This is a genomic window from Sphingomonas prati (assembly GCF_014643515.1).
In the GTDB taxonomy this organism is placed as follows: Bacteria; Pseudomonadota; Alphaproteobacteria; order Sphingomonadales; family Sphingomonadaceae; genus Sphingomonas_R; species Sphingomonas_R prati.
The window spans coordinates 1,039,171-1,063,763 of the sequence record NZ_BMJP01000001.1 but is presented as its reverse complement, the minus strand read 5'-3'; the positions used below and the strand labels follow the sequence as shown (position 1 = coordinate 1,063,763).

26 protein-coding genes are annotated in these 24,593 nt (G+C 67.7%); 14 read left to right on the top strand and 12 right to left on the bottom strand.

The window, feature by feature from the left end; all coding sequences use genetic code 11:
* Window positions 1–19: 19 nt before the first annotated feature.
* Together IEX50_RS04850 and kynU are read left to right on the top strand one after the other, a co-directional pair.
* Window positions 20–943: an alpha/beta hydrolase gene (locus IEX50_RS04850; RefSeq protein WP_229673655.1), complete on the top strand. Its 924-nt coding sequence runs from the start codon at window positions 20–22 to the stop codon at window positions 941–943.
* Window positions 940–2,175 (top strand): kynureninase, encoded by a 1,236-nt coding sequence (gene kynU / locus IEX50_RS04845; protein ID WP_157175387.1) that lies wholly within the window; start codon window positions 940–942, stop codon window positions 2,173–2,175. The genes IEX50_RS04850 and kynU overlap by 4 nt, the downstream gene beginning before the upstream one ends.
* 98 nt (window positions 2,176–2,273) lie before the next feature.
* Here the strand turns inward: kynU and IEX50_RS04840 are convergent, their stop codons facing one another.
* From IEX50_RS04840 to IEX50_RS04830, 3 genes are all read right to left on the bottom strand, one after another.
* The gene (locus IEX50_RS04840; RefSeq protein WP_157175388.1) at window positions 2,274–2,525 is read right to left on the bottom strand and encodes a UvrB/UvrC motif-containing protein; all 252 of its coding nucleotides are present in this window, start codon (window positions 2,523–2,525) and stop codon (window positions 2,274–2,276) included.
* A 6-nt stretch (window positions 2,526–2,531) separates the two neighbouring features.
* Window positions 2,532–4,697, bottom strand: a complete 2,166-nt coding sequence (locus IEX50_RS04835) for a transglycosylase domain-containing protein (protein WP_157175389.1) — start codon at window positions 4,695–4,697, stop codon at window positions 2,532–2,534.
* An 80-nt stretch (window positions 4,698–4,777) separates the two neighbouring features.
* Window positions 4,778–5,584 (bottom strand): GcrA family cell cycle regulator, encoded by an 807-nt coding sequence (locus IEX50_RS04830; protein ID WP_157175390.1) that lies wholly within the window; start codon window positions 5,582–5,584, stop codon window positions 4,778–4,780.
* 49 nt (window positions 5,585–5,633) lie between these two features.
* On the opposite strand from IEX50_RS04830, the gene IEX50_RS04825 reads away from it, so the two are divergent.
* From IEX50_RS04825 to queE, 7 genes are all read left to right on the top strand, one after another.
* Window positions 5,634–6,470 carry an ABC transporter permease gene (locus tag IEX50_RS04825; protein WP_157175391.1) on the top strand — a complete coding sequence of 279 codons (837 nt, stop codon included), beginning with the start codon at window positions 5,634–5,636 and terminating at the stop codon, window positions 6,468–6,470.
* A 355-nt stretch (window positions 6,471–6,825) separates the two neighbouring features.
* Window positions 6,826–7,884 (top strand): hypothetical protein, encoded by a 1,059-nt coding sequence (locus tag IEX50_RS04820; RefSeq protein ID WP_157175392.1) that lies wholly within the window; start codon window positions 6,826–6,828, stop codon window positions 7,882–7,884.
* A gap of 174 nt (window positions 7,885–8,058) precedes the next feature.
* On the top strand, window positions 8,059–9,249 hold the full coding sequence (locus tag IEX50_RS04815) for an aspartate aminotransferase family protein (RefSeq protein ID WP_157175393.1): 1,191 nt from the start codon (window positions 8,059–8,061) through the stop codon (window positions 9,247–9,249).
* Window positions 9,250–9,364: 115 nt separating this feature from the next.
* Window positions 9,365–10,297 (top strand): ornithine carbamoyltransferase, encoded by a 933-nt coding sequence (argF, locus tag IEX50_RS04810; RefSeq protein ID WP_157175866.1) that lies wholly within the window; start codon window positions 9,365–9,367, stop codon window positions 10,295–10,297.
* 95 nt (window positions 10,298–10,392) lie between these two features.
* Window positions 10,393–11,349: an Hsp33 family molecular chaperone HslO gene (gene hslO, locus IEX50_RS04805; protein WP_260160377.1), complete on the top strand. Its 957-nt coding sequence runs from the start codon at window positions 10,393–10,395 to the stop codon at window positions 11,347–11,349.
* A gap of 281 nt (window positions 11,350–11,630) precedes the next feature.
* Complete coding sequence (gene queC, locus IEX50_RS04800; protein ID WP_157175394.1) at window positions 11,631–12,320, top strand: 7-cyano-7-deazaguanine synthase QueC; 690 nt, start codon at window positions 11,631–11,633, stop codon at window positions 12,318–12,320.
* Complete coding sequence (gene queE, locus IEX50_RS04795) at window positions 12,317–12,964, top strand: 7-carboxy-7-deazaguanine synthase (RefSeq protein WP_157175395.1); 648 nt, start codon at window positions 12,317–12,319, stop codon at window positions 12,962–12,964. Before queC ends, queE begins: the two co-directional genes overlap by 4 nt.
* A 277-nt stretch (window positions 12,965–13,241) precedes the next feature.
* On the opposite strand, the gene IEX50_RS04790 is transcribed toward queE, so the two are convergent.
* The 3 genes from IEX50_RS04790 to lipB form a co-directional block, all read right to left on the bottom strand.
* Window positions 13,242–13,976 (bottom strand): hypothetical protein, encoded by a 735-nt coding sequence (locus tag IEX50_RS04790; RefSeq protein ID WP_229673653.1) that lies wholly within the window; start codon window positions 13,974–13,976, stop codon window positions 13,242–13,244.
* Between the two features lie 221 nt (window positions 13,977–14,197).
* Window positions 14,198–14,488 (bottom strand): hypothetical protein, encoded by a 291-nt coding sequence (locus IEX50_RS04785; RefSeq protein ID WP_157175396.1) that lies wholly within the window; start codon window positions 14,486–14,488, stop codon window positions 14,198–14,200.
* Window positions 14,489–14,577: 89 nt separating this feature from the next.
* Complete coding sequence (gene lipB / locus IEX50_RS04780) at window positions 14,578–15,270, bottom strand: lipoyl(octanoyl) transferase LipB (RefSeq protein ID WP_157175397.1); 693 nt, start codon at window positions 15,268–15,270, stop codon at window positions 14,578–14,580.
* Between the two features lie 149 nt (window positions 15,271–15,419).
* On the opposite strand from lipB, the gene IEX50_RS04775 reads away from it, so the two are divergent.
* A complete protein-coding gene (locus IEX50_RS04775) occupies window positions 15,420–16,226 on the top strand; it encodes a hypothetical protein (RefSeq protein WP_157175398.1) in 807 nt (268 codons plus the stop codon).
* On the opposite strand, the gene IEX50_RS04770 is transcribed toward IEX50_RS04775, so the two are convergent.
* From IEX50_RS04770 to IEX50_RS04760, 3 genes are all read right to left on the bottom strand, one after another.
* Window positions 16,190–16,789 (bottom strand): GNAT family N-acetyltransferase, encoded by a 600-nt coding sequence (locus tag IEX50_RS04770; RefSeq protein ID WP_157175399.1) that lies wholly within the window; start codon window positions 16,787–16,789, stop codon window positions 16,190–16,192. The genes IEX50_RS04775 and IEX50_RS04770 overlap by 37 nt on opposite strands.
* 100 nt (window positions 16,790–16,889) lie before the next feature.
* Window positions 16,890–17,723, bottom strand: a complete 834-nt coding sequence (gene hemF / locus IEX50_RS04765; RefSeq protein ID WP_157175400.1) for an oxygen-dependent coproporphyrinogen oxidase — start codon at window positions 17,721–17,723, stop codon at window positions 16,890–16,892.
* Window positions 17,720–18,199 carry a tRNA (cytidine(34)-2'-O)-methyltransferase gene (locus IEX50_RS04760; RefSeq protein WP_157175401.1) on the bottom strand — a complete coding sequence of 160 codons (480 nt, stop codon included), beginning with the start codon at window positions 18,197–18,199 and terminating at the stop codon, window positions 17,720–17,722. Before IEX50_RS04760 ends, hemF begins: the two co-directional genes overlap by 4 nt.
* Before the next feature lie 189 nt (window positions 18,200–18,388).
* On the opposite strand from IEX50_RS04760, the gene petA reads away from it, so the two are divergent.
* The 3 genes from petA to IEX50_RS04745 are packed head-to-tail and all read left to right on the top strand — an operon-like array spanning window position 18,389 to window position 21,146.
* Window positions 18,389–18,964, top strand: coding sequence for a ubiquinol-cytochrome c reductase iron-sulfur subunit (gene petA / locus IEX50_RS04755; protein ID WP_157175402.1), 576 nt, complete (start codon window positions 18,389–18,391; stop codon window positions 18,962–18,964).
* 10 nt (window positions 18,965–18,974) lie between these two features.
* The gene (locus IEX50_RS04750; protein ID WP_157175403.1) at window positions 18,975–20,288 is read left to right on the top strand and encodes a cytochrome b; all 1,314 of its coding nucleotides are present in this window, start codon (window positions 18,975–18,977) and stop codon (window positions 20,286–20,288) included.
* A 21-nt stretch (window positions 20,289–20,309) separates the two neighbouring features.
* Window positions 20,310–21,146 carry a cytochrome c1 gene (locus tag IEX50_RS04745; RefSeq protein ID WP_157175404.1) on the top strand — a complete coding sequence of 279 codons (837 nt, stop codon included), beginning with the start codon at window positions 20,310–20,312 and terminating at the stop codon, window positions 21,144–21,146.
* Window positions 21,147–21,201: 55 nt separating this feature from the next.
* On the opposite strand, the gene IEX50_RS04740 is transcribed toward IEX50_RS04745, so the two are convergent.
* The gene (locus IEX50_RS04740) at window positions 21,202–21,660 is read right to left on the bottom strand and encodes a TonB family protein (RefSeq protein WP_157175405.1); all 459 of its coding nucleotides are present in this window, start codon (window positions 21,658–21,660) and stop codon (window positions 21,202–21,204) included.
* A 354-nt stretch (window positions 21,661–22,014) separates the two neighbouring features.
* Window positions 22,015–22,479: a MaoC family dehydratase gene (locus IEX50_RS04735; RefSeq protein WP_157175406.1), complete on the bottom strand. Its 465-nt coding sequence runs from the start codon at window positions 22,477–22,479 to the stop codon at window positions 22,015–22,017.
* A 297-nt stretch (window positions 22,480–22,776) separates the two neighbouring features.
* Between IEX50_RS04735 and IEX50_RS04730 the strand changes: the two genes are divergently transcribed.
* Window positions 22,777–23,289, top strand: coding sequence for a methylated-DNA--[protein]-cysteine S-methyltransferase (locus IEX50_RS04730; protein ID WP_157175407.1), 513 nt, complete (start codon window positions 22,777–22,779; stop codon window positions 23,287–23,289).
* Window positions 23,290–23,474: 185 nt separating this feature from the next.
* Here IEX50_RS04730 and ychF read toward each other — a convergent pair whose 3' ends face one another.
* Window positions 23,475–24,575, bottom strand: a complete 1,101-nt coding sequence (gene ychF, locus IEX50_RS04725) for a redox-regulated ATPase YchF (protein WP_157175408.1) — start codon at window positions 24,573–24,575, stop codon at window positions 23,475–23,477.
* Window positions 24,576–24,593: the final 18 nt, after the last annotated feature.

Genomic DNA, 24,593 nt, shown 5'->3' with positions numbered 1-24,593 from the left:
ATGACGGGGAGCGGCGGCCATGGGCAAGTTTCAGCGGGTCGCAGGTCTGGCCGCTCTTTTAAGCTTCGGACCCGTGCCGGTCGCCGCGGCGGTGCCATCGCCGACGATGGGGTGGGGGAAGCTGACCGGGCGGCCGCATCCGCGTGGGGCAATCCGGATACCGTACGGGGTCGATCCTTTGCAGGTCGGCGACCTGTGGTTGCCGCGTGGGAAGGAGCGCGGGCCGCGGCCGGTGGTGCTGATGATCCATGGTGGTTGCTGGCAGAGTGCGATCGCGAACCGGACGTTGATGGACTGGGCGGCGGCGGACCTTGCGAAGCAGGGCATCGCGGTTTGGAACATCGAATATCGCGGTGCGGATCGGCCGGGTGGCGGGTATCCGGGGACGTTCCAGGATGTGGCGCAGGCGGCAGACATGCTGCGCACGCTGGGGCCGCAATATGGGCTGCGCACCGATCGGATCGTGGCGGTGGGCCATTCGGCGGGCGGGCATCTGGCGCTGTGGCTGGCGGGCCGCGGGCGGTTGCCGCTCAACAGCGCGTTGTGGACCGCCGATCCCATCCGGCTGCATGCCGCGATCGGGCTGGGGGCGCTGCCCGATCTGGAGGCGGCGCGGACCTTGCCGGGGAATGACTGCGGCGTGACGGGCGTGCCGTTGCTGGTCGGCAGTGCAACGCCGGAGCGGCCGAACGTGTTGGGCGATACGTCGGTGACGTCGCTGCTGCCGCTCGGGACCGAGCAGACGCTGGTGACCGGGGTGCATGACCGGATCGCGCCGCCGGTACTGGCGTCGGCCTATGCGGTGAAGGCGCGCGGGGCGGGGGACACGGTCGGGCATGTGTCGATCCCGGAGGCGGGACATGTCGAGCTGATCGCGCCGGGGACGAATGCGTGGCGGATCGAGGTCGGGTTAATCCGGCGCGCACTGGGTTTGGCACGATGAGCCTGCCGCGGAGTCTTGCCGAGGCGGTGGCGGCCGATGCGGCGAGCCCGCTGCAGCCGTTCCGTGCGCGGTTCGCGTTGCCGGAGGGGGTGATCTATCTCGACGGCAATTCGCTGGGTGCCTTGCCGGAGCAGACCGTGGCGCGGACGGCCGATGTCGTGACGCGCGAGTGGGGCGAGCGGCTGATCCGGTCATGGAACGAGGCGGACTGGATCGGTGCGCCGCAGCGCATCGGGGCGAAGATCGCCGATATCGTCGGCGCCGCGCCGGGGTCGGTGATCGTGGCGGACTCGACGTCGGTGAACCTGTTCAAGCTGATCGTCGCGGGGATGCGGGCGCAGCCGGGGCGGACGGAGATCCTGACTGAGCCGGGGAATTTCCCGACCGACCTGCATATCGCCGAGGGGGTGGCTTCGCTCCTGCCCGGGGTCACCGTGCGGACCGTGGAGGCGGGCGAGATTGCCGGGGCGATCGGGCCGCAAACCGCGATCGTGCTGCTGACCCATGTCCATTACAAGCATGGCGCGCGGCATGACATGGCGGCGCTGTCGGCCGCGGCACGGGCGGCGGGGGCGTTGTCGCTGTGGGATCTGAGCCATTCGGTGGGGGCGGTGCCGGTGGCGCTGGACGCCGATGGCGCGGACATGGCGGTCGGGTGCGGGTATAAATATCTGAACGGCGGGCCGGGGGCGCCGGCGTTCCTGTATGTGCGCGAGGCGTTGCAGCGGCGGCTGGACTCGCCGATCACGGGGTGGATGGGGCATGCCGATCCGTTCGCGTTCGGCGATGGCTATGCGCCGGCGGCTGGCGTGTCGCGGTTCCTGGCCGGGACGCCGTCGGTGATCGCGATGCTGGCGTTGGAGAGTGGGGTGGACCTGTTCCTGGACGCGCCGCGCGAGGCGCTGTTCGCGCGTGGGGCGGCGTTGTTCAATCTGTTCGTGGCGCGGATGGCGATGCTGTTGCCGGAGCTGGTGTGCGTGACGCCGCGGGCGGCGGGGGCGCGCGGGAGCCATGTCTCGTTCCGGCATGCGGATGCATTTCCGATCATGCAGGCGCTGATCGAACGGGGGGTGATCGGGGATTACCGCGCGCCCGATATCCTGCGGTTCGGGCTGACGCCGCTTTATGTGGGGCTGGCAGATGTCTGGCGGGCGGTGGACGTGCTGGCCGAGGTTGTTGGAAGCGGGGTTTGGCGGGAGCCGCGGTTCTCTGTCCGGGGGGTGGTGACTTAACGCGCTGCCCGTGGCGTAGCGCGTTCAGAGCGCGCTGTTGCGTCTAGGCCCCGGCCTTCGCCGGGGAACGGGCTGGCGTTGTTGGGTGTGACGCGTCCTTACGCGCCGCGGCGGCGGGGTTTGGGGCGGCCGGTGGTCATGTTGTCGGGCTTGGTGGGGCGGACCCAGCCGGGGGGTGGTTGCATGCGTTGCTGGCTGGTGCCGAGGCCCATGGCGCCGGGCTGCTGTTCGCGCAGGCCGTCGGTTTCGAGCGCGGCGAGTGCGTTGCGGAGCCGCTGCGCTTCCTCGAAATCGAGTGCCGCGGCGGCGGCGTCCATGCGGCGGCGCAGGTCGGCGATGGTGTCGGTCATCGTCCTCTAGCGTTCGTCGCGGAGGAATGGTTCCGCGTCCTCCGGGTCGTCGCGCGGCAGCGGGGTGTCGAACCGGCGGTCCTCCCGTTCGAGCGGTTCACGGTCGCGGTTACGGTCCGGGCCGACGTCGCGGCGCGCGTCCGGATCACCCGAGGGGGCGACCGTCAGGCCGTCGCGGTCGACGCCGATCGTAACGTCGCCGACGGTGATCGGCGGGATGTCGACGTCGAGGCCGGGCAGCACCTCGTCCAGGCGCGGCGCGGCGGGGCGTTTGGCGGCGGCGGGGACGCGCGGTGCGCTGCCGATCGCGCTGGCCATGAAATCGCGCCAGATGCGCGCGGGCAGGCCGCCGCCGGCGACGCCCTTCAGCGGGGTGTTGTCGTCGTTGCCGACCCAGACGCCCGTCACGATATCGCCCGCGAAGCCGATGAAGATCGCATCGCGGTTGTTCTGCGTCGTGCCGGTCTTGCCGAACACCTGCGTACGGAGCGCGGCGTTGCGGCCGGTGCCCTGGTTCACGGTGGCGGACAGCAGGTCGAGCAGCGCGTCGTGGCGCGCCCGGCCGAAGCTGCTCTGCCGGTCCCAGACCTTGTCGAACCAGCTGCGTTCCTCCGCGGGCAGGCCGTGCGGCTTGACCGGATAGGCGTCGTCCGCGACCGCGGCGAAGGCGGAGGTGAGTTCGAGCAGGGTCATGCCCGACGTGCCGAGCGCAAGGCTGGGATCGGAGCGCATCGGGCTGGTGACGCCCAGGTCACGGGCGGCGCGGATCACCTTGTCGCGGCCGACCTGTTCCTGGAGGCGCACGGCGGCGACGTTGCTCGACACGGCGAACGCTTGGCGCAGCGTGATGTCACCGCGATATTTGCGGTCGCTGTTGGCGGGGGACCAGCCCTCCACGGTTATCGGGCGGTCGGACACCATGTCGGACGGCGACATGCCGGCGCGGAGGGCGGCGAGGTAGACGAACAGCTTGAACGTCGATCCCGGCTGGCGGCGGGCCTGCGTCGCGCGGTTGAAGCTGCTGCCCTTGTAGTCGCGGCCGCCGATCATCGCGACGACTTCGCCGTTCGGGCGCATCGCGACGAGGGCGACCTGTGCGCCGCCGAGTGCCGCGCGGTTGACGGCGCGGACGGCGGCCTGCTGCATCCGATCGTCGAGCGTGGTGGCGACCGATTGTTCCGCATAGAGCGTGCCGGCCCGGTCGCGGGCCTGCGGCATCGCCCAGTCGGCGAAGTAGGTGCCGGTGGGGAGCGAGCCGACGGTGCGGACGTGGAGCCGGGCGGGGCGGACGCGGGCGGCGGTGGCGGCGTCGATGAACTTGGCGTCCTCCATCGCGGCGACGACGAGCTTCTGTCGTGCTCGGGCGCCGGCGAGGTTGGAGGTGGGGGCGAGCCGCGAGGGGGCCTTCATCAGGCCGGCGAGCATGGCCGATTCGCCGATGTTGAGCTGTTCCGGACGCTTATCGAAATAGTGGCGGGCGGCGGCGCGCAGGCCGTACACGTTGTCGCCGAAATAGACGTTCGAGAGGTAGCGCGAGAGGATGTCGTCCTTCGTCAGCCAGGCTTCGAGCCAGAAGGCGATCATGACCTCGCGCAGCTTGCGGCCAGCGGTGCGGTCCGAATCGAGGAACGCGACCTTGGCGAGCTGTTGCGTGATCGTGCTGCCGCCTTCGCGGACGCCGCCGGCGCGGACATTGGCCCAGGCCGCGCGGGCGATCCCCTGCGGATCGATGCCGAGATGCGAGCGGAAGCGGCGGTCCTCGATCGCCATGAACGCCTCGCCGACATGGTCGGGGAGTTTTGTCACGTCGACGGGCTTGTCGATCACCGCGCCGCGCCGGGCGATCGCGCGGCCGCCGGCGGAGAGGAGGGTGACGCTGGGCGGGGCGATCGGGCGGAGCGACTTGGACAGCGGCGCGGTGATCGCGAGCCAGGCGATCATGACGAGGAACAGCAGGAAGCCGCCGCCGACGATGCGCCGCCAGCCGAGCCAGCGCGGCCAGCGACGGCGGCGCGGCAGGATGGGCGTCAGGACATGGGTGGTGGGATCGTAGCTCGGATGCTGCCCGCCGCTCTGCGCGCCCGAATGCGGACCGGGGCTGCCGTGCCAGCCGGTGCCGGGGCCAGAGCCGGGGCGGGGGGCATCATCGGGATCGAGCGGGGTCAGGTCCATCCCGGTGTCCTATATGGACAGGACGCCGGCGATGCGAGGGGCTTTGTCGTGCCCCGGACCGAAGTCCGGGGCTGATCGGGTCAGCGAACGCGCGGGCCGCCGAACGGCAACGGTGGCGGCGGGCGGCGATCGCGACGCGGCAACTGCGCCTGGTAGGCGACCGAGCAATGGTCGAGGCAATAGGGGAAACCCGGGTTGATCGGCTTGCCGCAGAAGTGGAAGTCCGGCTCGCCCGGGTGGCCGATCGGCCATTTGCAGATCTTGTCGCTGAGATCGAGCAGCCCGGTCTTGCCGGCGATGTCGGACGACGGCTTGGCGGGCACGAGGCGGCGCGGCGGGGCAGGCGTGGCGGGCGGCTGCTGATCGCCGGGGCCCTGGCGCAGGAAGCCGCCCGGGCCGACCGAGCGGATCACCGGCTGCGGTGCGGCGACCGGCATGGTGGAGATCGCGGTTTCGATCTCGCGCACCGTCGACCGGACGGGTGCTGCGTCGGTGTCCGTCTCGGTGTCCGCGTCATCCTCGTCGAACGGCGCGGGTTCGTCGGCGGGCTTGGCGGCGGCCGGGGTCGGCGCGGCGGGGGTCGGTGCGACCGCCGGTGCGGCGCGAACCGGAGCTGCGACCGGGGCCGGTGCGGCCGGGGGCGCGACCGGTGCAGCAACCGGGGCCGGTGCGACGGGGGCTGCAGCGGCCGGGGCGGCGGGTGCGGCCGAGCTGGCGGCACCGGCGGAACGCACGGGCGACGGGCGCGACTGGAGACCCAGGCGATGCGCCTTGCCGATCACGGCGTTGCGGCTGACCCCGCCCAGTTCCTCGGCGATCTGGCTGGCGGTGTTGCCGGCTTCCCACAGCTTTCGGAGCTGCTCGATGCGCTCGTCGGTCCAGCTCATGGTCGTACGCTCCTTGCGGGGGGCCTGGTCCGGCGCTAGGCAACAGCCCATGACACCGACGACCGAACAGCCCCCAAAGATGACTTTGTCCCCACCGGGCGTGCCCGTGATCCCGTTCGTCAACTGGGGGGGAATGACAGCGCTCTATGTGAAGGAGGTGCGCCGTTTCTTCAAGGTGCAACTGCAGACCATCTGGGCGCCGGCGATCACGACATTGTTGTTCCTGGTGATTTTCACGGTCGCGCTCGGCGGTGGGGAGCGCACCGTGCTCGGCCGGCCGTTCGCGACGTTCGTGGCGCCGGGCCTGATCGTGATGGGCATGATGCAGAATGCGTTCGCCAATGCGAGCTTCTCGCTGCTGGTCGGCAAGATGCAGGGGACGATCGTTGACTATCTGATGCCGCCGCTGTCGACGGGTGAGCTGGTGGCCGGGCTGGTCGGGGCGGCGGTGACGCGCGCGATCCTGGTCGGGTTTGCGGTCTGGCTGGCGATGGCGTTCTGGCCGGGCGTGCAGATCGTGCCGCATCACCCGCTGGCGGTGATCTGGTTCGGGTTGCTCGGTGCGTCGATGCTGGGGTTCCTGGGGCTGCTGACGTCGATCTGGGCGGACAAGTTCGATCATGCCGCGGCGGTGACCAATTTCGTGGTGGCGCCGCTGTCGCTCCTGTCGGGGACATTCTACTCGATCGAGAGCCTGCACGGCGTGTTCCAGACGCTGAGCCATTTGAACCCGTTCTTCTACGTCATTTCCGGCTTCCGCTACGGCTTCATCGGAACGACCGATTCGCCGGTGCTGCTCGGCGGGCTGGTGCTGCTGGGCGTGAACGTCGCGCTGGGTGCGCTGTGTTACACGCTCATCCGCAAGGGGTGGCGGCTGAAGAGCTGACCGGGGCTCGCGTCGAACGAGCGGGCCGGCCTTCGGATCGTTCCGAGCATTCCAGGCCGGATCGACATCCGAATGAATATGCCGGTTCCTCCACCTGCGCGGGGGGAATGGCGACGTCACATTAGCGGTCGGATGATGGACGTCGATCCTTGTGAGTGGCGCATGCCGGCGATGGACGGTGGCTAAATAATGACTTTGTTTCGGGGCTAATGTGCGCCAATCTATGACCGAATAAGTTCGAGGTCATGGCATGCCGATCGGACGTATCGCGACTCTGGTCCTTGGTTGCACCGCGTGGCTGGCTCCCGCGGCCTCGGGGCTTTGCCAGACGCCGGTCCCGCCCCGCGCCGGGCCCATGACGGATACGTCGCCGATCATCGTCACCGCACCTGAGCGGTCAGCGCCTCTGGAAAAGGCGAGTGCGTGGCAGAAGGCCGAGAGCGACAACGTCATCGTCTATTCCGATGGCGACACGAAACAGTTGGCGCGGGTCACGCGGAACCTCGAAAAGCTCCACACCCTGCTCGCCAGGCTTTATCGTTCGCCCGGTCGTGCCGAAGAGCCCGCCCCCTTGGTCGTCGTGTTGTTCGGTTCGAGCGGCGCAATGCGGGACCTGGGCCTTCGTACCGTCGACTATGGTGACGGACCCTATGGGCGGTCGTTCATGTCGCAGCGATATTATGATCCGCGTCCGGACGGCAGCATCCTGGCGCTGAGCCGGGCCGATCAGATCATCGAGATGAACACGAACAAGGCACGAAGCGCCGATTGCGAAGATTTTGCCCATCTCGGCGCGGACTGCGTCGGTATGAAGCCGGTCTACCACCCATCGCTGGTTCGATCGTGGGAGGCGCTGCTCTATGGTGCCTATGCGCAGCATCTGCTTCTGAATTACGCGCCGGGCGCTTATCCAAGATGGTATATGGACGGGATCGGGGCGCTCTTTTCGACCGTCGTCTTCAGAAGCGATGGATCGATCGACTATGGCCGCCCACCCCCGGGGGGTTACGGTCTGGTCTTTCGATCCTATGGTCTGCTCGACACAGCAAATGTGCTGAACGGGGATTACCTGCACAACGCATCCAAGCGCATGACCTGGACCCCGTACCATGCGGCGTTCCTGACGCATTATTTCGTCCTGGCTGACATCAAGGCCGAGGTGCGCGCGCAGTTCGCAGCGTATATGGCTGCGGTCGCCCGGGGGGAGCCGCTGGCAAAGGCGGTGGAAGCCTTCGGGACGATGACGAAACTCCGTTACGACGTCCTGAGCTATATCGGGCGCAACAAGCCTTATGCGAGAACGGCAACGGGCAAAGCCGAACCGGCGCCGGTGATAACGCCGCTTTCCGAAGCGTCGGCGGCGGCCTTGATGGCGCGGCTTGTCTCGACCCCCGCACCACGCATGGATCGGTGAGGCCCGACCGGCGGCCGGCGATGCTCGTCTGAGACTGCAAGCCGGACGGGTACTCCCACCGAACCCGCTTCCACCCGTCGCTCTGCCCCGTTATAGCGATTCGCAGGCGGCCGCGTCATCGGCCGCCTTTTTGCGTTTCCGGAGCCGTTTCCAGTACCGACAGGAGTTGCCGTCATGCCGATCACCCCGCTGATGCCCGTCTACCCACGGTGCGGCGTGCGACCGGTGCGCGGCGAAGGCTGCTACCTGATCGGCGAGGACGGCACGCGCTATCTCGATTTCGCGAGCGGGATCGCGGTGAACCTTCTGGGGCATGGCCATCCGCATCTGACCGCCAAGCTGCAGGAGCAGGTCGCGACGCTGATGCACGTGTCGAACCTGTACGGCAGTCCGCAGGGCGAGCAGCTGGCGCAGCGGCTGATCGACGTGACGTTCGCGGACACGGTGTTCTTCACCAATTCGGGTGCCGAGGCGGTGGAGTGCGCGATCAAGACCGCGCGTCGCTATCACTTCGTCAACGGCAACCCGGAACGTACGACGCTGATCACGTTCCAGAACGCGTTCCACGGTCGGACGCTGGGCACGATCTCGGCGACGGATCAGGACAAGATGCGCGGCGGGTTCGAGCCGCTGCTGCCGGGCTTCGCCTATGCGCCGTTCGACGATCTGGCGGCGGCCGAGGCGCTGGTGGACGAGACGACCGCCGGCTTCCTGGTCGAGCCGATCCAGGGCGAGGGCGGCATCCGCCCGGCGTCGCGCGCCTTCCTGCACGGGCTGCGCCGGATCTGCGACGAGCGCGGGCTGATGCTGGTGCTGGACGAGGTGCAGTGCGGGGTCGCCCGGACGGGCGCCATGTACGCGCATGAGCTGTATGACGTGCGGCCGGACATCGTCGCGACCGCCAAGGGGATCGGCGGCGGGTTCCCGCTGGGCGCGTGCCTGGCGACGGAGGAGGCCGCCAAGGGCATGGTCGCCGGCACGCACGGGTCGACCTATGGCGGCAATCCGCTAGCGATGGCGGCAGGCAATGCGGTGCTGGACGTGATCCTGGAACCGGGTTTCCTGGAACAGGTGCAGGCGAGCGGCGAGCGGCTGCGGCAGGCGCTGGAGCAGATGATCCCGAACCACGATACGCTGTTCGACAGCGTGCGCGGGACGGGGCTGATGCTCGGCCTGAAGATGAAGACCGACAGCCGGCGGTTCGTGGCGCATCTGCGCGATCATCATCATGTGCTGACCGTGGCGGCGGGTGAGAATGTGGTGCGCGTGCTGCCGCCGCTGATCATCGAGCAGAGCCATATCGACGAGTTCGTCGCGACGGTATCGGAGGCGGCGCGCCTCTACGTGCCGCCGGCCGACGAGTGATCGCGACAGCGTGACAGACGCGTCCGGCGTGCGAGCGCCGGACGCAGCCATCTTTTCCTACCCGTCCGGGCATGATCGAACCGGGCGGCGCGTGGGTGGAGCGACCGATATGACCATGACGACCGACCGCAATTTCATCGACCTGGTCGACGCCGGCCCCGACGGGATCGCCGCGATGCTGGCCGACGCGCTGGACCGCAAGGCGGCGCGCGCGGGCTGGCCACGCGGACGTGTCGATGCCGATGCGCCGCTGGCCGGCTATACGCTGGCGATGATCTTCGAAAAGAATTCGACGCGGACGCGCGTGTCGTTCGACATGGCCATGCGCCAGCTGGGCGGCACGACGATCGTGATGGATGCCGGCACGATGCAGCTGGGCCGCGGCGAGAGCGTGGCCGATACCGCGCGCGTGCTGAGCCGGTATGTCGACGCAATCATGATCCGCACCGACGATCACGAGAAGGTGCAGGAGATGGCGGAGCACGCGACGGTGCCGGTCATCAACGGGCTGACCGATTTCAGCCATCCGTGCCAGATCATGGCTGACATGCTGACCGTGCTCGACCGAACCGGGAAGTTGGCGGGGACGGTGTGGACCTGGCTGGGCGACGGCAACAACGTGCTCCATTCGATCGTGGAGGCGGGCAGCCTCATGAAGTTCGACGTGCGGGCGGCGTGTCCCGAGGGCTATGATCCGTCGCCGGTGGTGGTGGCGAATGCCTGGACGCGGGGGAGCCGCTTTGCGGTCTCGCGCGATGCGGCCGAGGCGGCGGCGGGGGCCGACGTGATCGTGACCGATACGTGGATCTCGATGGGGCAGGACCATGTCGAGGAGAAGCTGGCGGCCATGATGCCGTATCAGGTGACCGAGGCGCTGATGGCGCGTGCGGCGCCCGACGCGGTGTTCCTCCACTGCCTGCCCGCGCACCGCGGCGAGGAGGTGGTCGACGCGGTGATCGACGGGCCGCAGTCCGCGATCTGGGACGAGGCGGAGAATCGGCTGCATGCGCAGAAGTCGGTGCTGCTATGGTGTTTCGGGCGGTTGTAGAGTCCCTCGCTTAGCCTCTTCCTGGGAGGAGAGGGGCTTTAGAAGATGCGCCTGGTCTCCTATCTCGGCGAAAACAGCAGATAGGAATACAACTCTTGGCCAGCACGTATGACGGGCCGACCCCGCCGCCGACCGAACATCTGGACCAGGCGCTGGGGTTCATGATCCCGGGGCGGCATGCGCGCGGGCGGGTGGTGCGGATCGGGCCGGCGCTCGACTCGATCCTCAGCCGTCACGCCTATCCCCCTGCGATCGAACGGGTCCTGGCGGAGGCGCTGACGCTGACCGCGTTGCTCGGGTCGTTGCTGAAGGATGCGGCGGGGCAGTTGACGTTGCAGGCGCAGACCGAGGGCGGGGTGATCGACCTGCTGGTGTGCGATTACCGGGCGGGCGTGATGCGCGGCTATGTGCGGCACGATGCGGAGCGGCTGGCGGAGATGCCGGTCGATCCGTCGTTGTTCGCGCTGTTCGGGCCGGGATATCTGGCGATCACGTTCGATCAGGTGACGTCGGGCGAGCGCTATCAGGGGATCGTGCCGCTGGAGGGCGCGTCGCTGGCCGAGGCGGCGGAGCGTTATTTCGCGCAGTCGGAGCAGATCCCGAGCCTGGTGCGGCTGAGCATCGTCGGCAATGCGCGCGACGGGCATGTCGCGGGCGGGCTGATGATCCAGCATCTGCCCGAGGGCGAGGAAGGGCGCGACCGCATCCATACGCGGCTCGACCATCCGGAGTGGGACCATGTCGCGGTGCTGGCATCGACGGCGAAGCCGGAGGAGTTGTCCGATCCGACGTTGCCGCTGACCGATATCGTGTGGCGGCTGTTCCACGAGGAGGACGAGGTCCGCGTATTGCCGCCGGCGACGCTGACGCGGGGATGCCGGTGCAATCCGGATCATTTCCGCGATGTGCTCGCACGGTTTCCGGAGGACGAGCGGATCGGGATGGCGGACGATGCGGGCGTGATCGAGGTCGCGTGCGAATTCTGTTCGAGCAAGTACGGGATCACGTTGGAGAGCCTGGCGGCGGTCGAGGTCGATGGGGGTACCACCTGAGACGGGGCGAGTCCCGCGGCTCTGGTGCCTGAGCAGTTCGCGTATGACGGGAGCTGATCTTGGGGGTCGATTTGTTTCGTTCTGGGATTTGACTGGTATTCGGACGGCCGCCGTTCACCGGACGTAAAGCGGCGCCGTCGTAAGGGAATGATGTCGTGTCGGGCACGACTTCCTAAGACGGTCCGGTTGGATCGGCCTGGGCCGCTTCGCGCGATCGGAGCGGCCCTTTCTTATTGCGCGGTTCCGCCCGCAGGAATAGCGCGGCGCGCATGGAAGACAGCATGATTCATGACAGCGCAGCCGTGGTGCTGCTGTCCGGTGGCCTCGATTCGATGGTAGTCGCCGGGCTTGTGCGCGAACGCGGGCACCGCCTGTTCGCGTTGACGATCGACTATAACCAGCGCCATCGGGTCGAGCTGGACGCCGCCGCGCGGGTCGCGTCCGCGCTGGGGGCGGAGCGGCACGTTGTGCTGTCGATCGACCTGACGCGATTCGGCGGGTCCGCGCTGACCGCCGATATCGCGGTGCCGAAGGAGGGCGTGCAGCCCGGGATTCCGGTCACGTACGTGCCGGCGCGCAACACGATCTTCCTGTCCCTGGCATTGGGCTGGGCCGAGGCGGTGGGGGCACGCGACCTGTTCCTGGGGATCAACGCGCTCGATTATTCGGGCTATCCCGATTGCCGGCCGGAGTTCGTCGACGCGTTCGAGGCGATGGCCAACGTCGCGACCAAGGCGGGCGTCGAGGGCGACCGGTTCCATGTCCACGCGCCGTTGCTGGCGCTGGGCAAGGCGGACATCGCGCGCGAGGCGGACCGGCTGGGGCTGGACGCGGGGATGAGCTGGTCGTGCTACGATCCGACGCCGGCGGGCCTGCATTGCGGGCGGTGCGACAGCTGCCGGCTGCGGTCCAAGGGGTTCGCGGACGCGGGGCTGCCCGATCCGACGCGCTATGCGGCGGCGCCGGAATGAGCAGCTACGCCGTCAAGGAGATGTTCCTGACGTTGCAGGGCGAAGGGTTGCAGGCGGGGCGGCGCGCGGTGTTCCTGCGCTTTGCCGGGTGCAATCTTTGGTCGGGGCGAGAGCAGGATCGCGAGACCGCGCAATGCCGGTTCTGCGACACGGACTTCGTGGGCACGGACGGTGACGGTGGCGGCAAGTTCGCGGACGCCGACACGCTCGCGGCCTCGGCGCGCGGATTCTGGGATACCGAGATGGCGGACCCGGTCGAGCCGGCGTTCATCGTGATCACCGGCGGGGAGCCGATGCTGCAGATCGACGCGGCGCTGGTCGATGCGCTGCATGCGCAGGGGTTCGAGATCGCGGTGGAGAGCAACGGGACGCTGCCCGCGGTGGCGGGGATCGACTGGCTGTGCATCAGCCCGAAGCAAGGGACGACGATCGTCCAGCAGAGCGGCGACGAGCTGAAGCTGGTGTGGCCGCAGCCCGGGACCGATTATGTCGCGATGGAGTCGTGGCAGTTCACGCACCGGCTGATCCAGCCGATGGACGGTCCGACGGTGCAGGACAATGTCGCCGCGGCGATCGATTTCGTGATGTCTCGCCCGAAATGGCGGCTGTCGACGCAGGTGCACAAGAGTTTGGGGCTGCGGTAGCGGGCGGTCGCGACCTGTCGGTTTTCCGGCGGGCGTAGATACCACTCGAAAGACATGCAGCGTTCCACCGCGAAGGCGGGGGTCGAGTTCGACGCTACGATCTGGATCCCCGCCTTGCGGGGATACGTGAGGGCGGAGTTGTGATTAACATCCAACTGTTCCCCGGCGCAGACCGGGGCCTTGAGGCGAGGTTGCGTCTAGGCCCCGGCGTGCGCCGGGGGACGGACAGCTCGATTGTAGCAGCGCGACCCTAGCTACCGCCGGATGTCGCCTGGGATCAGACCCCGCTAGGCGGCACCGTGCCGTCGGCGGGGCGGCCGGCGGCGGCGAGGGTCATGTTCCAGGTCACGACGCACTTTTTCACGAGCACGTCCTTCTTGTTCCAGCATTTCGGGTCGAGCGGCGGGGTCGGCAGGCTGGCGAAATTCGTGCGGCGAATCACGAACATGGCGTCGCCCATCGGGACCAAGCTGTTGCGGAACTCACGCATACGGAGTTCGGCGGTTTGGTGCAGGTCGCCACGCTTCCGGCCGATCGCATCTCGGCCGATGGCGGCCGCCGTCTCGCAGAAGCCGAGCTGCGCATGGAGGGTCGAGAAGCCGTTGTAGGTGCGGGTCGTGTACTGATCGAGCGCGACCTGCCAGCCCTTCGGATCGGTCCGCCGGAAATATTTTTCGATCGTCGTGTACGCGTCGGTCAGTTCGGCATCATGCTGTTTGAGGAGCGTGTTGTAGTTCTTCACCGCAGCGAGCGGGGGCGCGAACTGGCACTGCAGCGCGGCGACGTTGAGGCCGGCACGCATGTTCCACAGAAGATGCGCGCTCAGTTCCTTGTCGGTTGCGCCCGGCAACGGCAGGCCGATGCCCGGTTCGCCGCCGCGGACGGGCGTGCCGCTGAAATTCGGGGGTATCCAGAACAGGTAGGAGGCGGCGGCCGGAGCGGTCGCGACGACCACGCTGGAGAGTGCGACGAAACCGGCAACAACACGCCGGCAAACCATAGGCAAGATCATGACTGAACCCCAACGCTGAGGCGCCTAGGATTACGCACTTTCACGCCGTCCCACAAAGGGTTTCGACGGTCGCTTGGTCGCAGTCCGCGTGGCGACTGGCGTAGATCGGCTATTCGGGCCGATCGCAGGACGGGGCCGTAGCGGAAACGCGGAGATTTTCATGAAAAAGGCCGCCCGGTTTCCCGGACGGCCTTTCGCAGAATTCGTTCGAAGAGAACGAATTACATGCCGTTGGACATGTTGCCCATCGCCATGTTGCCGCCCATGTCGTTGGACATGCCCATGTCGTTCGACATGTTGCCGCCCATCATGCCGTTGTCCATCGCCATGTTGTCGGTGGCGCCGTCAACGGCGGTCACGTCGTTCATGGTGCCGTCCATCGGCTCCATCGAGTTCATTTCGGTCATGTTCGTGTCGGCCGTGTTTGCAGTCTCGCTGCCGCCGCAAGCGGAGACGAGCAGTGCTGCGCCCATGATCATCGAACCGGTCATCAGCTTGGAAAAGTTACGCATGTCGGGACTCCCTAGATAATCCGATCTGGTTTGGGTCTAGCCCTTCATACCCAAATCGCTTCCGTCATTAGCCTTTCTGCGAGGACCGCTCAAGGGCCGTGCGGACAAGTCCGTAGAGACCCCAGAAATCCCGGCATTTCAGCTTTCAACGCTTCGTCAAACGCGCGCATCGCGAAAGGTTTCCCTAAGTCCGCCAAACTTGTGACTGCGAAGTCGGGAAGGCCGCAGGGTACGATCCCGCCGAAGTGCGACAGATCGGGCGCGATGTTGACCGCGAATCCGTGAAAGCTGACCCAGCGGCGGACGCGCACGCCGATCGCGCCGACCTTCGCCTCCCGCCCGTGCGCGTCGGTCCAGATGCCAATCCGACCGGGTTCGCGCCGGGCGGGGACGCCGAGCGCTGCCAGCGTATCGATGACCCAGCCTTCGAGCCCGTGGACATAGGCCCGCACGTCGCGCCCGCGCGCCGCCAGATCGAGCAGGACGTAGCCGATCCGCTGGCCCGGGCCGTGATAGGTATATTTCCCGCCGCGACCAGCGGGGTAGACCGGAAAGCGGTTCGGGCTGAGCAGCTCGTCCACCACCGCACTGGTTCCGGCGGTGTAGAGCGGCGGATGTTCGAGCAGCCAGATGAGTTCGGCGGCGGTGCCGGCGCGGATCGCCTCGGCGCGCGACTCCATTTCGGCCAGCGCCTCCGGATAGGGGACGAGGCCGGGCGAGACCCGCCATTCGATCGCGGTGTCGGCCGGACTGGCCGGGGGAAGGGGGGTCGGGTCCGTCATGGCGCCGATCTGATCGTTCGGCCGCCCGGTTGCAAGCCGCCCGCCCGACCGAAGGGGCGTCGCGACCGGTCCCGGTCCATTGCGCGGCGGCGGTTGCGGTGGGATAGGCGCGGTGGCGGCCCTTTTTCGCTGCGCGCCAGAGGACTTCGATGTCAGAGATCCCACGTTTCGCCCTTGCCGACATTGCCGACCAGACGCGCGCCTTCGTGAAACGCGAGGCGGGTTTGCTGATGCCGCTGGCGTTCGCCACGACGGGGCTCGGCACGTTGCTGTGGGACCTGGCGGTGCCGACCACACCCGTCTCGCAACGCATGCAGCCGGGGACGTGGATGCTGGTGCTGATCCCGGTGACCTTGCTGTTCCTGGTCGGCAACGTGGCGACCGCGGCGCTGGTGATCCGCGCGGGGACGAGCGTGCGCGAGGCGTTGCGGGCGGGGTTCGACCGGCTGGGCAATGCGCTGCTCGTGCTGCTGATGTTCATGGGGGTGGCGCTGGGGCTGACCGTGATCATGAGCATCGTGGCGATGGCGATTGGGACGCTGGTCGGCGCGGCGCCGCAACAGGCGGCGAACCTGGGGCTGTTCCTGCTGATGCCGCCGTTGCTGTACGTCGCGGTCCGGCTGCTGACCCTGTGGCCGGCGCTGGCGGCGCGGGCGGCGGGGCCGGCGCCGGTTCAGACGGTAAAAGCGGCGTTCGCCAGCACGCGCGGCCTGTTCGGCCGGCTGGCGGCGGTGACGGTGCTGTATGCGTTGGCCTATCTTGCAATCATGAGCGCGATCCAGTTCGGGCTGGGATCAGTGCTGGTGCTGATCGGCCGTGCGACGGGCCAGGTGGCGCCAATGGCGGTCGTGCTGTCAGTGATCACAGCGATGGCCGGTGCGGCGGTGCAGGCGGTGTGGGGCGTGTTCGCGGCGTTCCTCTACCGCGCGACGGCGGCGGAGAGCAGCGGGATCTGAGGCGCGGCGTCGGCGGGGAGCAGCCCCGAGACGCGCGGATCGGGGAAGGTTTCCAGCGTGCGGGCGATCGCGACGAAGCCATGTGCTCGGTAGAAGCCGAGCGCGCGCGGATGATCGAGCGTGCAGGTGTGGACGAGCATCCGCCGAGTATCGGCGCGCCAGCCGAGCGCCAGCGCATGCGCCATCAGCCAGCGGCCATGCCCGCGCCCGGCGAGTTCGGGGATAAGCCCAAAATAGGCGATGCGGCAGGTGCCGGACAGGCTGTGGTCGAGTTCGAGCATGCCGACTTCGATCCCGGCCGGGTCGACCACGGCGTGGACGCTGACCTGCGGGTCGGTGAGGATCGCGGTCAGGCGCGCGTCGTCCATCGCCAGGCGCGAGTACCAGAGCCAGGGGGTGCCGACGCGGGCGAACAGCGTGCGGTAGGCGGCCGGGCCGGGTGTCCGCCAGTGGGTGAGGCGGAGGGGCGCTGACGGGAGCGGACGGGCCGGGGGGCGGCGGGTCATCTCCAGCGTGGTGACGACCGTGGCGACGTCGGTTGGGGCGACGGGGGTGAGGCTCATCGTGGGGTGGCCGCTCTCGTTCCCCGGCGGAGGGCGGGGGCTGGGTAAAGCGGTTGCACCAAGGCCCCGGCCTGCGCCGGGGAACGGTTCCTGGCCGTGGTCATGCCCAGGTCGCGGTCGGGGGCAGGCTCATCAGGATTGCGTCGATGTTGCCGCCGGTCTTGAGGCCGAACAACGTGCCGCGATCGTGGACGAGGTTGAATTCGACGTAGCGGCCGCGGAAGGCGAGCATGGCGTCGCGGTCGGCTTCCGTCGCGGGCGTGGCCATCCGGCCGCGGACGATGCGTGGGAAGATGTCGAGAAACGCCTCGCCCACGTCGCGGACGAAAGCGAAATCGTCGGCAAAGTCGTGCTCGAGATGATCGAAGAAGATGCCGCCGACGCCGCGGTGGACCTTGCGGTGCGGGATGTAGAAATACTCGTCCGCCCATTGCTTGAAGCGTGGGTAGTAGGCCGGGTCGTGCGCGTCGCAGGCCGCCTGCATCCGGGCGTGGAACGCCGCGGTGTCGTCTTCATAAGCGATGGCGGGGTTGAGGTCCGCGCCGCCGCCGAACCAGCGTTTCGTGGTGGTGAGGAAGCGGCAGTTCATGTGGACGGCGGGCGCGTGCGGGTTGGCCATGTGCGCGACCAGGCTGATGCCCGTGGCGAAGAAGGCCGGATTTTCGGCCGCGCCGTGGATCGATGCAGCGAATTGCGGTTCGAACGCGCCGCCGACGGTCGAGACGTTGACCCCGACTTTCTCGAACACGCGGCCCTTCATCAGGCCGCGGACGCCGCCGCCGCCGCCGGCCGGTTCGCGGTCCCACGGCGCATAGTCGAACGCCGCGTCGCTGCCGATCTCGCGCTCGATCGCCTCGAACGCGGCGCAGATCCGGTCGCGCAGCGATTCGAACCAGTCGCGCGCGGCCTGCTGTTCCGGGTCGAGATGGATCATGACTCGTCTTCCATGGCTGTTCCCGCATCGCCCGGCCAACCCGCGGTCTGGCGCAGCGCCTCGGCCAGCGCGATGCCCGCCGCGACCGCGACATTCAAGGACCGGTAGCCGGGCCGCATCGGAATCCGGACGCGCAGCTCGGCCGCGTCGTGGACATGGGGCGGGACGCCGGAGCCCTCCGCGCCCATCACCAGGATGTCGTCGGGCGTGAACTGCGCCGCGTCCAGCCGGGTGCCGCCGGTGGTGGTGAGCAGCACGAGGCGGCTCGTTCCGCTTCGTTGGAACGCGTCGAAGTCGGCGTGCCGGCGGATCTCCACTGCGTCGGCATAGTCCATGCCGGCGCGTCTCAGCGCACGGTCGCCGAACGCGAAACCGCAGGGTTCGACGATGTCGACCGCGACGCCCGTGCAGGCTGCAAGCCGGAGAATGGTGCCGACATTTCCGGCGATATCGGGTTGGTGAAGGCAGATGCGCATAGCCGCATCCCTATGCGAACGTGTCGCAACTGTCATGTCGCCGCCATAAGCACTTGGCAACGCCCACGGCGCGCGGCTATCAATCACCGGTCGCAGGCCATGTCCGTGCGGCAAAGCGACGCGTTGGCGACGCCCGATGGGCGGAACCACGACGGCGTAAACAGGGCGAAGGGTCGAGGGTTCCAGCGGATGGCGAATGTCGAAGTGGTCGATCAGGCCGGAGTGACCGAGAAGGTCGAGGGGGTCGGCGTCCGTCGCCGCGACTGGTTGAACATCGCCGCTGTCAGCGTGGCCGGAGTCGGCGGCCTGACCGTGCTGATCCCGCTGATCAACCAGATGAACCCCTCCGCCGACGTGCTGGCGCTGGCATCGATTGAAGTCGACATTTCGAAGATCACGCCCGGCATGGGCATCAAGACATCGTGGCGCAAGCAGCCGGTGTTCATCCGCAACCTGACGCCGAAGGAGATCGCGGAGGCGAATGCGGTCGACGTGTCGTCGCTGCGCGATCCCGCGACGCTGGCCGAGCGGACCAAGCCCGGCAAGGAGAACTGGCTGATCACGCTAGCGGTCTGCACGCATCTGGGCTGCGTGCCGCTGGGCGTGACCGAGGGCGAGAATCGCGGCTCCTATGGCGGGTATTTCTGCCCGTGCCACGGATCGTCCTACGACACCGCCGCGCGGATCCGGTCGGGTCCGGCCCCGCTGAACCTGAATGTGCCGGAGTATAAATTTAACTCCGACACCGTCGTCCAGATCGGTTGAGGAAACACAGATGAGCTTTCCCTGGGCCGCCCATTATGCGCCGAAAAGCGTGTTCACGCAGTGGATCGACGAGCGGTTGCCGCTGCCTCGCCTGGTCTACAACGCGGTCGGCGCCGGTTATCCGGTGCCGCGCAACCTCAACTATTTCTGGAACTTCGGCGTGCTCGCGGGTGCGGCGCTGGGCTTGCAGATCATCACCGGGATCATCCTGGCGATGCATTATGCCGCCAACGGCGCGATCGCGTTCGACAGCGTCGAACATATCATGCGCGACGTGAATTCGGGCTGGCTGCTGCGTTATGCGCATGCCAACGGCGCGTCGTTCTTCTTCATCGTGGTCTACATGCATATCGGCCGCGGGCTGTACTACGGCTCGTACAAGGCCCCGCGCGAGATGATCTGGCTGCTCGGCGTCGTCATCTTCCTGCTGATGATGGCGACCGCGTTCATGGGCTATGTCCTGCCCTGGGGGCAGATGTCGTTCTGGGGCGCGCAGGTGATCACCGGCTTCTTCTCGGCGATCCCGCTGGTCGGCGAGCCGATCCGCGAGTGGCTGCTCGGCGGTTATGCGCCGGACAATGCGGCGCTCAATCGGTTCTTCTCGCTCCACTATCTGCTGCCGTTCGTGATCGCGGGCGTCATCATCCTGCACATCTGGGCGTTGCACATTCCGGGGTCGAACAACCCGACCGGCGTGGATGTGAAGGGGCCGCAGGATACGGTGCCGTTCCACCCCTACTACACCGCCAAGGACGGGTTCGGGCTGGGCGTGTTCCTGATCGCCTTCTCGCTGTTCGTGTTTTTCATGCCGAACGCGCTGGGGCATCCCGACAATTATATCCCGGCCAACCCGCTGTCGACGCCGGCCCACATCGTGCCCGAATGGTATTTCCTGCCATTCTACGCGATCCTGAAGTCGTTCACCGTCAACTTCCTGTGGATCCCCGCCAAGCTGTGGGGCGTGATGGCGATGTTCGGATCGATCCTGCTGCTGTTCGTGCTGCCGTGGCTCGACACGTCGCCGGTCCGGTCGTCCAACTACCGCCCGCTGTACAAGTGGTTCTTCTTCGCGCTGATCATCGACGTGCTGGTGCTCGGCTGGCTGGGTCAGGCCCCGGCGGAGGAGCCCTATGTGCGGCTGAGCCAGTTCTGTGCGGCCTATTATTTCGCGCACTTCCTGATCATCCTGCCGATCGTGTCCAAGATCGAGCGGCCCAAGCCGTTGCCGATGTCGATCTCGGCATCCGTGCTGCACGGCGAGGCGCAGGAGTCGGCGCCGTTCGGTGCAGGTGGCGTTGCCACCGTGCCCGCGCGCGCGTCCTGAACCCCAAGGGAGTCGTATTAGATGGTTCGCATCATTGCCTTCCTTGCAGGGCTCGTATTCGTCATGGCGCTCGTCGTCGCCATGCTCATCCCGCGCCAGCCGGCGGTCGAGAATACCGCGCATCATTTCCATGTGGAGCCGCAGGAAGTCGCGTTCGCCAGTGACGGTGCGTTCGGTCGGTTCGACCGGCAGCAGTTGCAGCGCGGGTTCCAGGTGTACAAGGAAGTGTGCGCCGCCTGCCATTCGCTGCGCCATGTGGCGTTCCGCGACCTGACCGAGCTTGGCTTCACCGCGCCGGAAGTGAAGGCGATCGCCAAGAACTGGGCGATCGAGGTGCCGTCGGTGAACCCGGACACGGGCGAGCCGGCGACGCGCAAGGCGATCCCGTCCGACATGTTCCCGAGCCCGTACGCCAACGAAGTCGCCGCGCGGGCCGCGAACAACAATGCGCTGCCGCCGGACCTGTCGCTGATGACGAAGGCGCGCGAGGGGCATGCGGAGTATGTCCACGGCCTGCTGACCGGGTACCGCAAGGCGCCGGCCGACCTGCCGGCCGAAGCACGGCCGGGCCCGGGGCTGTACTACAATCCGGTCTATGCGAACCTGAACATCGCGATGCCGCCGCCGCTGGTGGCGGAAGGCCAGGTGTCCTACGCGGACGGCACCAAGCCGACGGTGGACCAGATGGCGCAGGACGTATCTGCGTTCCTGATTTGGACCGCGGAACCTAAGCTGGAGAACCGCAAGCGCACGGGCGTTGCGGTCATCCTGTTCCTGCTGCTGGCGACGACGCTGGCATACTTCGCGTACCAGAATATTTGGGCGGACAAGAAGGCAAAGCCGCTGCCGCAGGCTTGATCGCTGTTTCTGCCAGACGAAGGGGGCGGCTCGGCGACGGGCCGCCCCTTTCGTTTCAGCGCGCGGCGTAGCGGACCGTGGCGCGTGGTTGGCGGAGCGGGCGCGGCGCGTCGCCGTCGATGAGTGCGACCTTCAGCACGACGGTCCGCGTGGCGGCATCGGCCGGCATCGGCGCCAGGCGAAGCTGCGCCGCGCGCGAGAGCAGGGCAACATCCGCCGTGCGGCTGCCACTACTCTGGACGATATGCGTGTCCGATAGCGTGCCGTCGGGGCCGACGGTCGCGGAGACCACGGCGTCGTTGCGTGCGAAGCGGCGGGCGTTGTCTGGAACCTTGACCATCGCGGCGTCGAGGCGCTGCGCGGCGTCGGCCTGCCACGCGGCGAGCGTGGTCGCCGGGGCGGCGGAAGCCTGCGCCGGGGCGATCGCGCCGCTGATGCAGAGGCCGGAAAAGAGGATCGCGCCGGCGGCGGAAACGGCAATACGCTGAGCGTCGGAGCGGTCGAAATTGAACATGGCGGTGGTCCCTTGGCTGTCGGCCGGTAGCCGGTGCCACGTCGATCGCGGCAACATCAGGGTGGTTGCAGGGACCGTGCCAAGTGTTGGAACTGGCTGTTCCGGTCGGAATTATCGATGACGAGTGCGCCATCGCGATAGAGTTCGTCCCGAGAGTTGGGGATTTATTCGATTACGCAGGCATTCGTGCGAAGCCGGCAGCCATCGGTAAGTCGGATAAGCTTCAGAGCGCTTGATCCTCCACGTGAGGCGGGGTTGCGCGTCAGAAGCGGGATCGCGGACCAGGTCCCGGATGTCGGCGCGTTTATGGCGAGTCGCGCGTCCGCGCGCCGGGGTTTTCTAGCGTGCGGGTACTCAGGCCTCCGCTGCGGTTGGGCGGCGGCGGAAGAGGGCGGTGGGGATGAACGTCAGGACGGGGACGTCGTCCTGGTTCAGGACTGTGACGCGGGTGCGGACGGTGCCGCGGTCAGGGCGGGTGCGGGAAGGGGTGACCGTCACGATTTCCGTTTCGCAGCGCAGGATGTCGCCGGGGTGGACCGGGCGGAGCCAGCGCAGTTCGTCGATGCCCGCCGCACCCAGGCTGCCGCCGACATCGCCGTCGTTGCCCATGTTCGCGACGATCATCGCCATCGTCATGGCGGTGCTGTGCCATCCGCTGGCGGCGAGCCGGCTGAAATGGGTTTCGGCGGCGGCTTCGTCGGAGAGGTGGAAGGGTTGCGGGTCGTACTTGCGGGCGAAGTCGAGCACCTCGTCGCGGTCGACGACGTAGCGGCCGAACGCGGCTGTCTGCCCGACTTCGAAATCCTCGAACCACGCCATGTCCGTCTCCTGCGATCACCCGGCTTACGCGGGCCTTGAACCGATGATGGCGGAGACGTCGGTTGTGGTCCAGTCTGCGTAGGGGACGGTGAGATGCATACGCCGCGACGTTTTGGCGGGGGGTGAACGTCGGTCGGTGGAAGCACACCGGCTTGGCCTCGTATGGCGCGGTTCGCCCGGGTAGAGCATCATGCTCGATGCCGGGGGTGCGACTTTGCGATCAACCGGGGCAGCGTTCCGTGGGAAGCTGCGTGGGGACGATCAGGACGATCGGACGGCAGGGGTAGCGGGGGCGGTATGGCAGAGGTGGCGGTGGAACTGGTGAGCCGTGTGGTTCGGTCCCCGGTCGGGGCATTGACGCTGATCGCGAGCGATGCCGGGTTGGCGGCCGTCCTGTGGCCGGACGACGATCCGCGCCGGGTGCGGTTGGTAGCTGCATCCGAGACGGTCCCGCATCCTCTGCTCGACAGGGCCGAGGCGCAGCTCGAGGACTATTTCGCGGGGCGGGCGACGGGGTTCGACGTGCCGCTCGACCTGCGTGGGACGGCGTTTCAGCGGGAGGTCTGGGCGGCGTTGCGGACGATCCCGTACGGCAAGACGCGGAGCTATGTCGCGATCGCGCGGCAGATCGGGCGGCCGGACGCGTCGCGGGCGGTGGGGGCGGCGAACGGGCGCAATCCGGTTTCGATCATCGTGCCGTGCCACCGGGTGGTGGGGTCGGCGGGGGCTTTGACGGGGTTTGCGGGTGGGATGGCGGTGAAGGCGCGGTTGTTGCGGCTGGAAAGTGGGCGGGGGGATTTGTTCGACTAGGTTTGGGGGGGTGGGGCCTCGGGGGACCCGATTTCCCTGATGAGCCGTGCTCTTCCGTTTGGCTCAAGCGTGCGGGGAGGCCAGCGCAGCGTTCTCGACAAGCTCGAACCAAACGAGGTGGGGGCGTGGTTCAGCCGTAAGTGATCGCGGGAGTGAGGGCGAAGATCGTCTCCCCGCCCCTCAGATCAGACGTTGAAGCGGAACAGCAGGATGTCGCCGTCTGCGACGACATATTCCTTGCCTTCGGAGCGCAGCTTGCCGGCATCGCGGGCCGCGGCTTCACCGCCCAAGGCGACATAGTCGTCATAGGCCATCGTTTCGGCGCGGATGAAGCCGCGTTCGAAATCGGTGTGGATCGCGCCGGCGGCCTGGGGGGCCTTCGAGCCGCGTTCGATCGTCCAGGCGCGGGCTTCCTTCGGGCCGACGGTGAAGAAGGTGAGGAGGTGGAGCAGGTCGTAGCCGGCCCGGATGACGCGGGCGAGGCCGGTTTCGGTGAGGCCGAGGTCGGACAGGAACTCGACGCGGTCGGCGGGGGCCATGGTGGCGATCTCCGCCTCGATCGCGGCGGAGACGACAACGGACTTGGCACCTTCGGCGGCGGCCTTCACCGCGACGCGGGCGCTGAGTTCGTTGCCGTCGGCGGCGGCGGCTTCATCGACGTTGCAGACGTAGAGGACGGGTTTCGAGGTGAGCAGCTGCGCCTGTGCGAAGACGCGGGCTTCGTCCTCGTCCTTCGGTACGGTCAGGCGGGCGGGCTTGCCCTCGCGCAGCAGGTCGAGCGCCTGGCCGAGCACCGAAGCCGCGACCTTGGCTTCCTTGTCGCCCTGCGTCGCCTTCTTCTGCGCGGCGGGGACGCGCTTTTCCAGGCTTTCGAGGTCGGAGAGCATCAGTTCGGTCTCGACCGTCTCGGCGTCGGCGATCGGATCGACCTTGCCCTCGACATGCGTGACGTCGCCATCCTCGAAACAGCGCAGGACGTGGACGATCGCGTCGACTTCGCGGATGTTGGCGAGGAACTGGTTGCCGAGCCCTTCGCCCTTCGACGCGCCGCGGACGAGGCCGGCGATGTCGACGAAGCCGAGCTGCGTTTCGATGATCTTGGCCGACCCGCCGATCTTGGCGATCGTATCGAGCCGCGGGTCAGGCACCGCGACCTGGCCGACATTGGGTTCGATCGTGCAGAACGGATAATTCGCCGCCTGCGCCGCCGCGGTTTCGGTCAGCGCGTTGAAAAGGGTGGACTTGCCGACGTTCGGAAGGCCCACGATGCCGCAGCGGAAACCCATAAGATGTTCGTCCTGTAC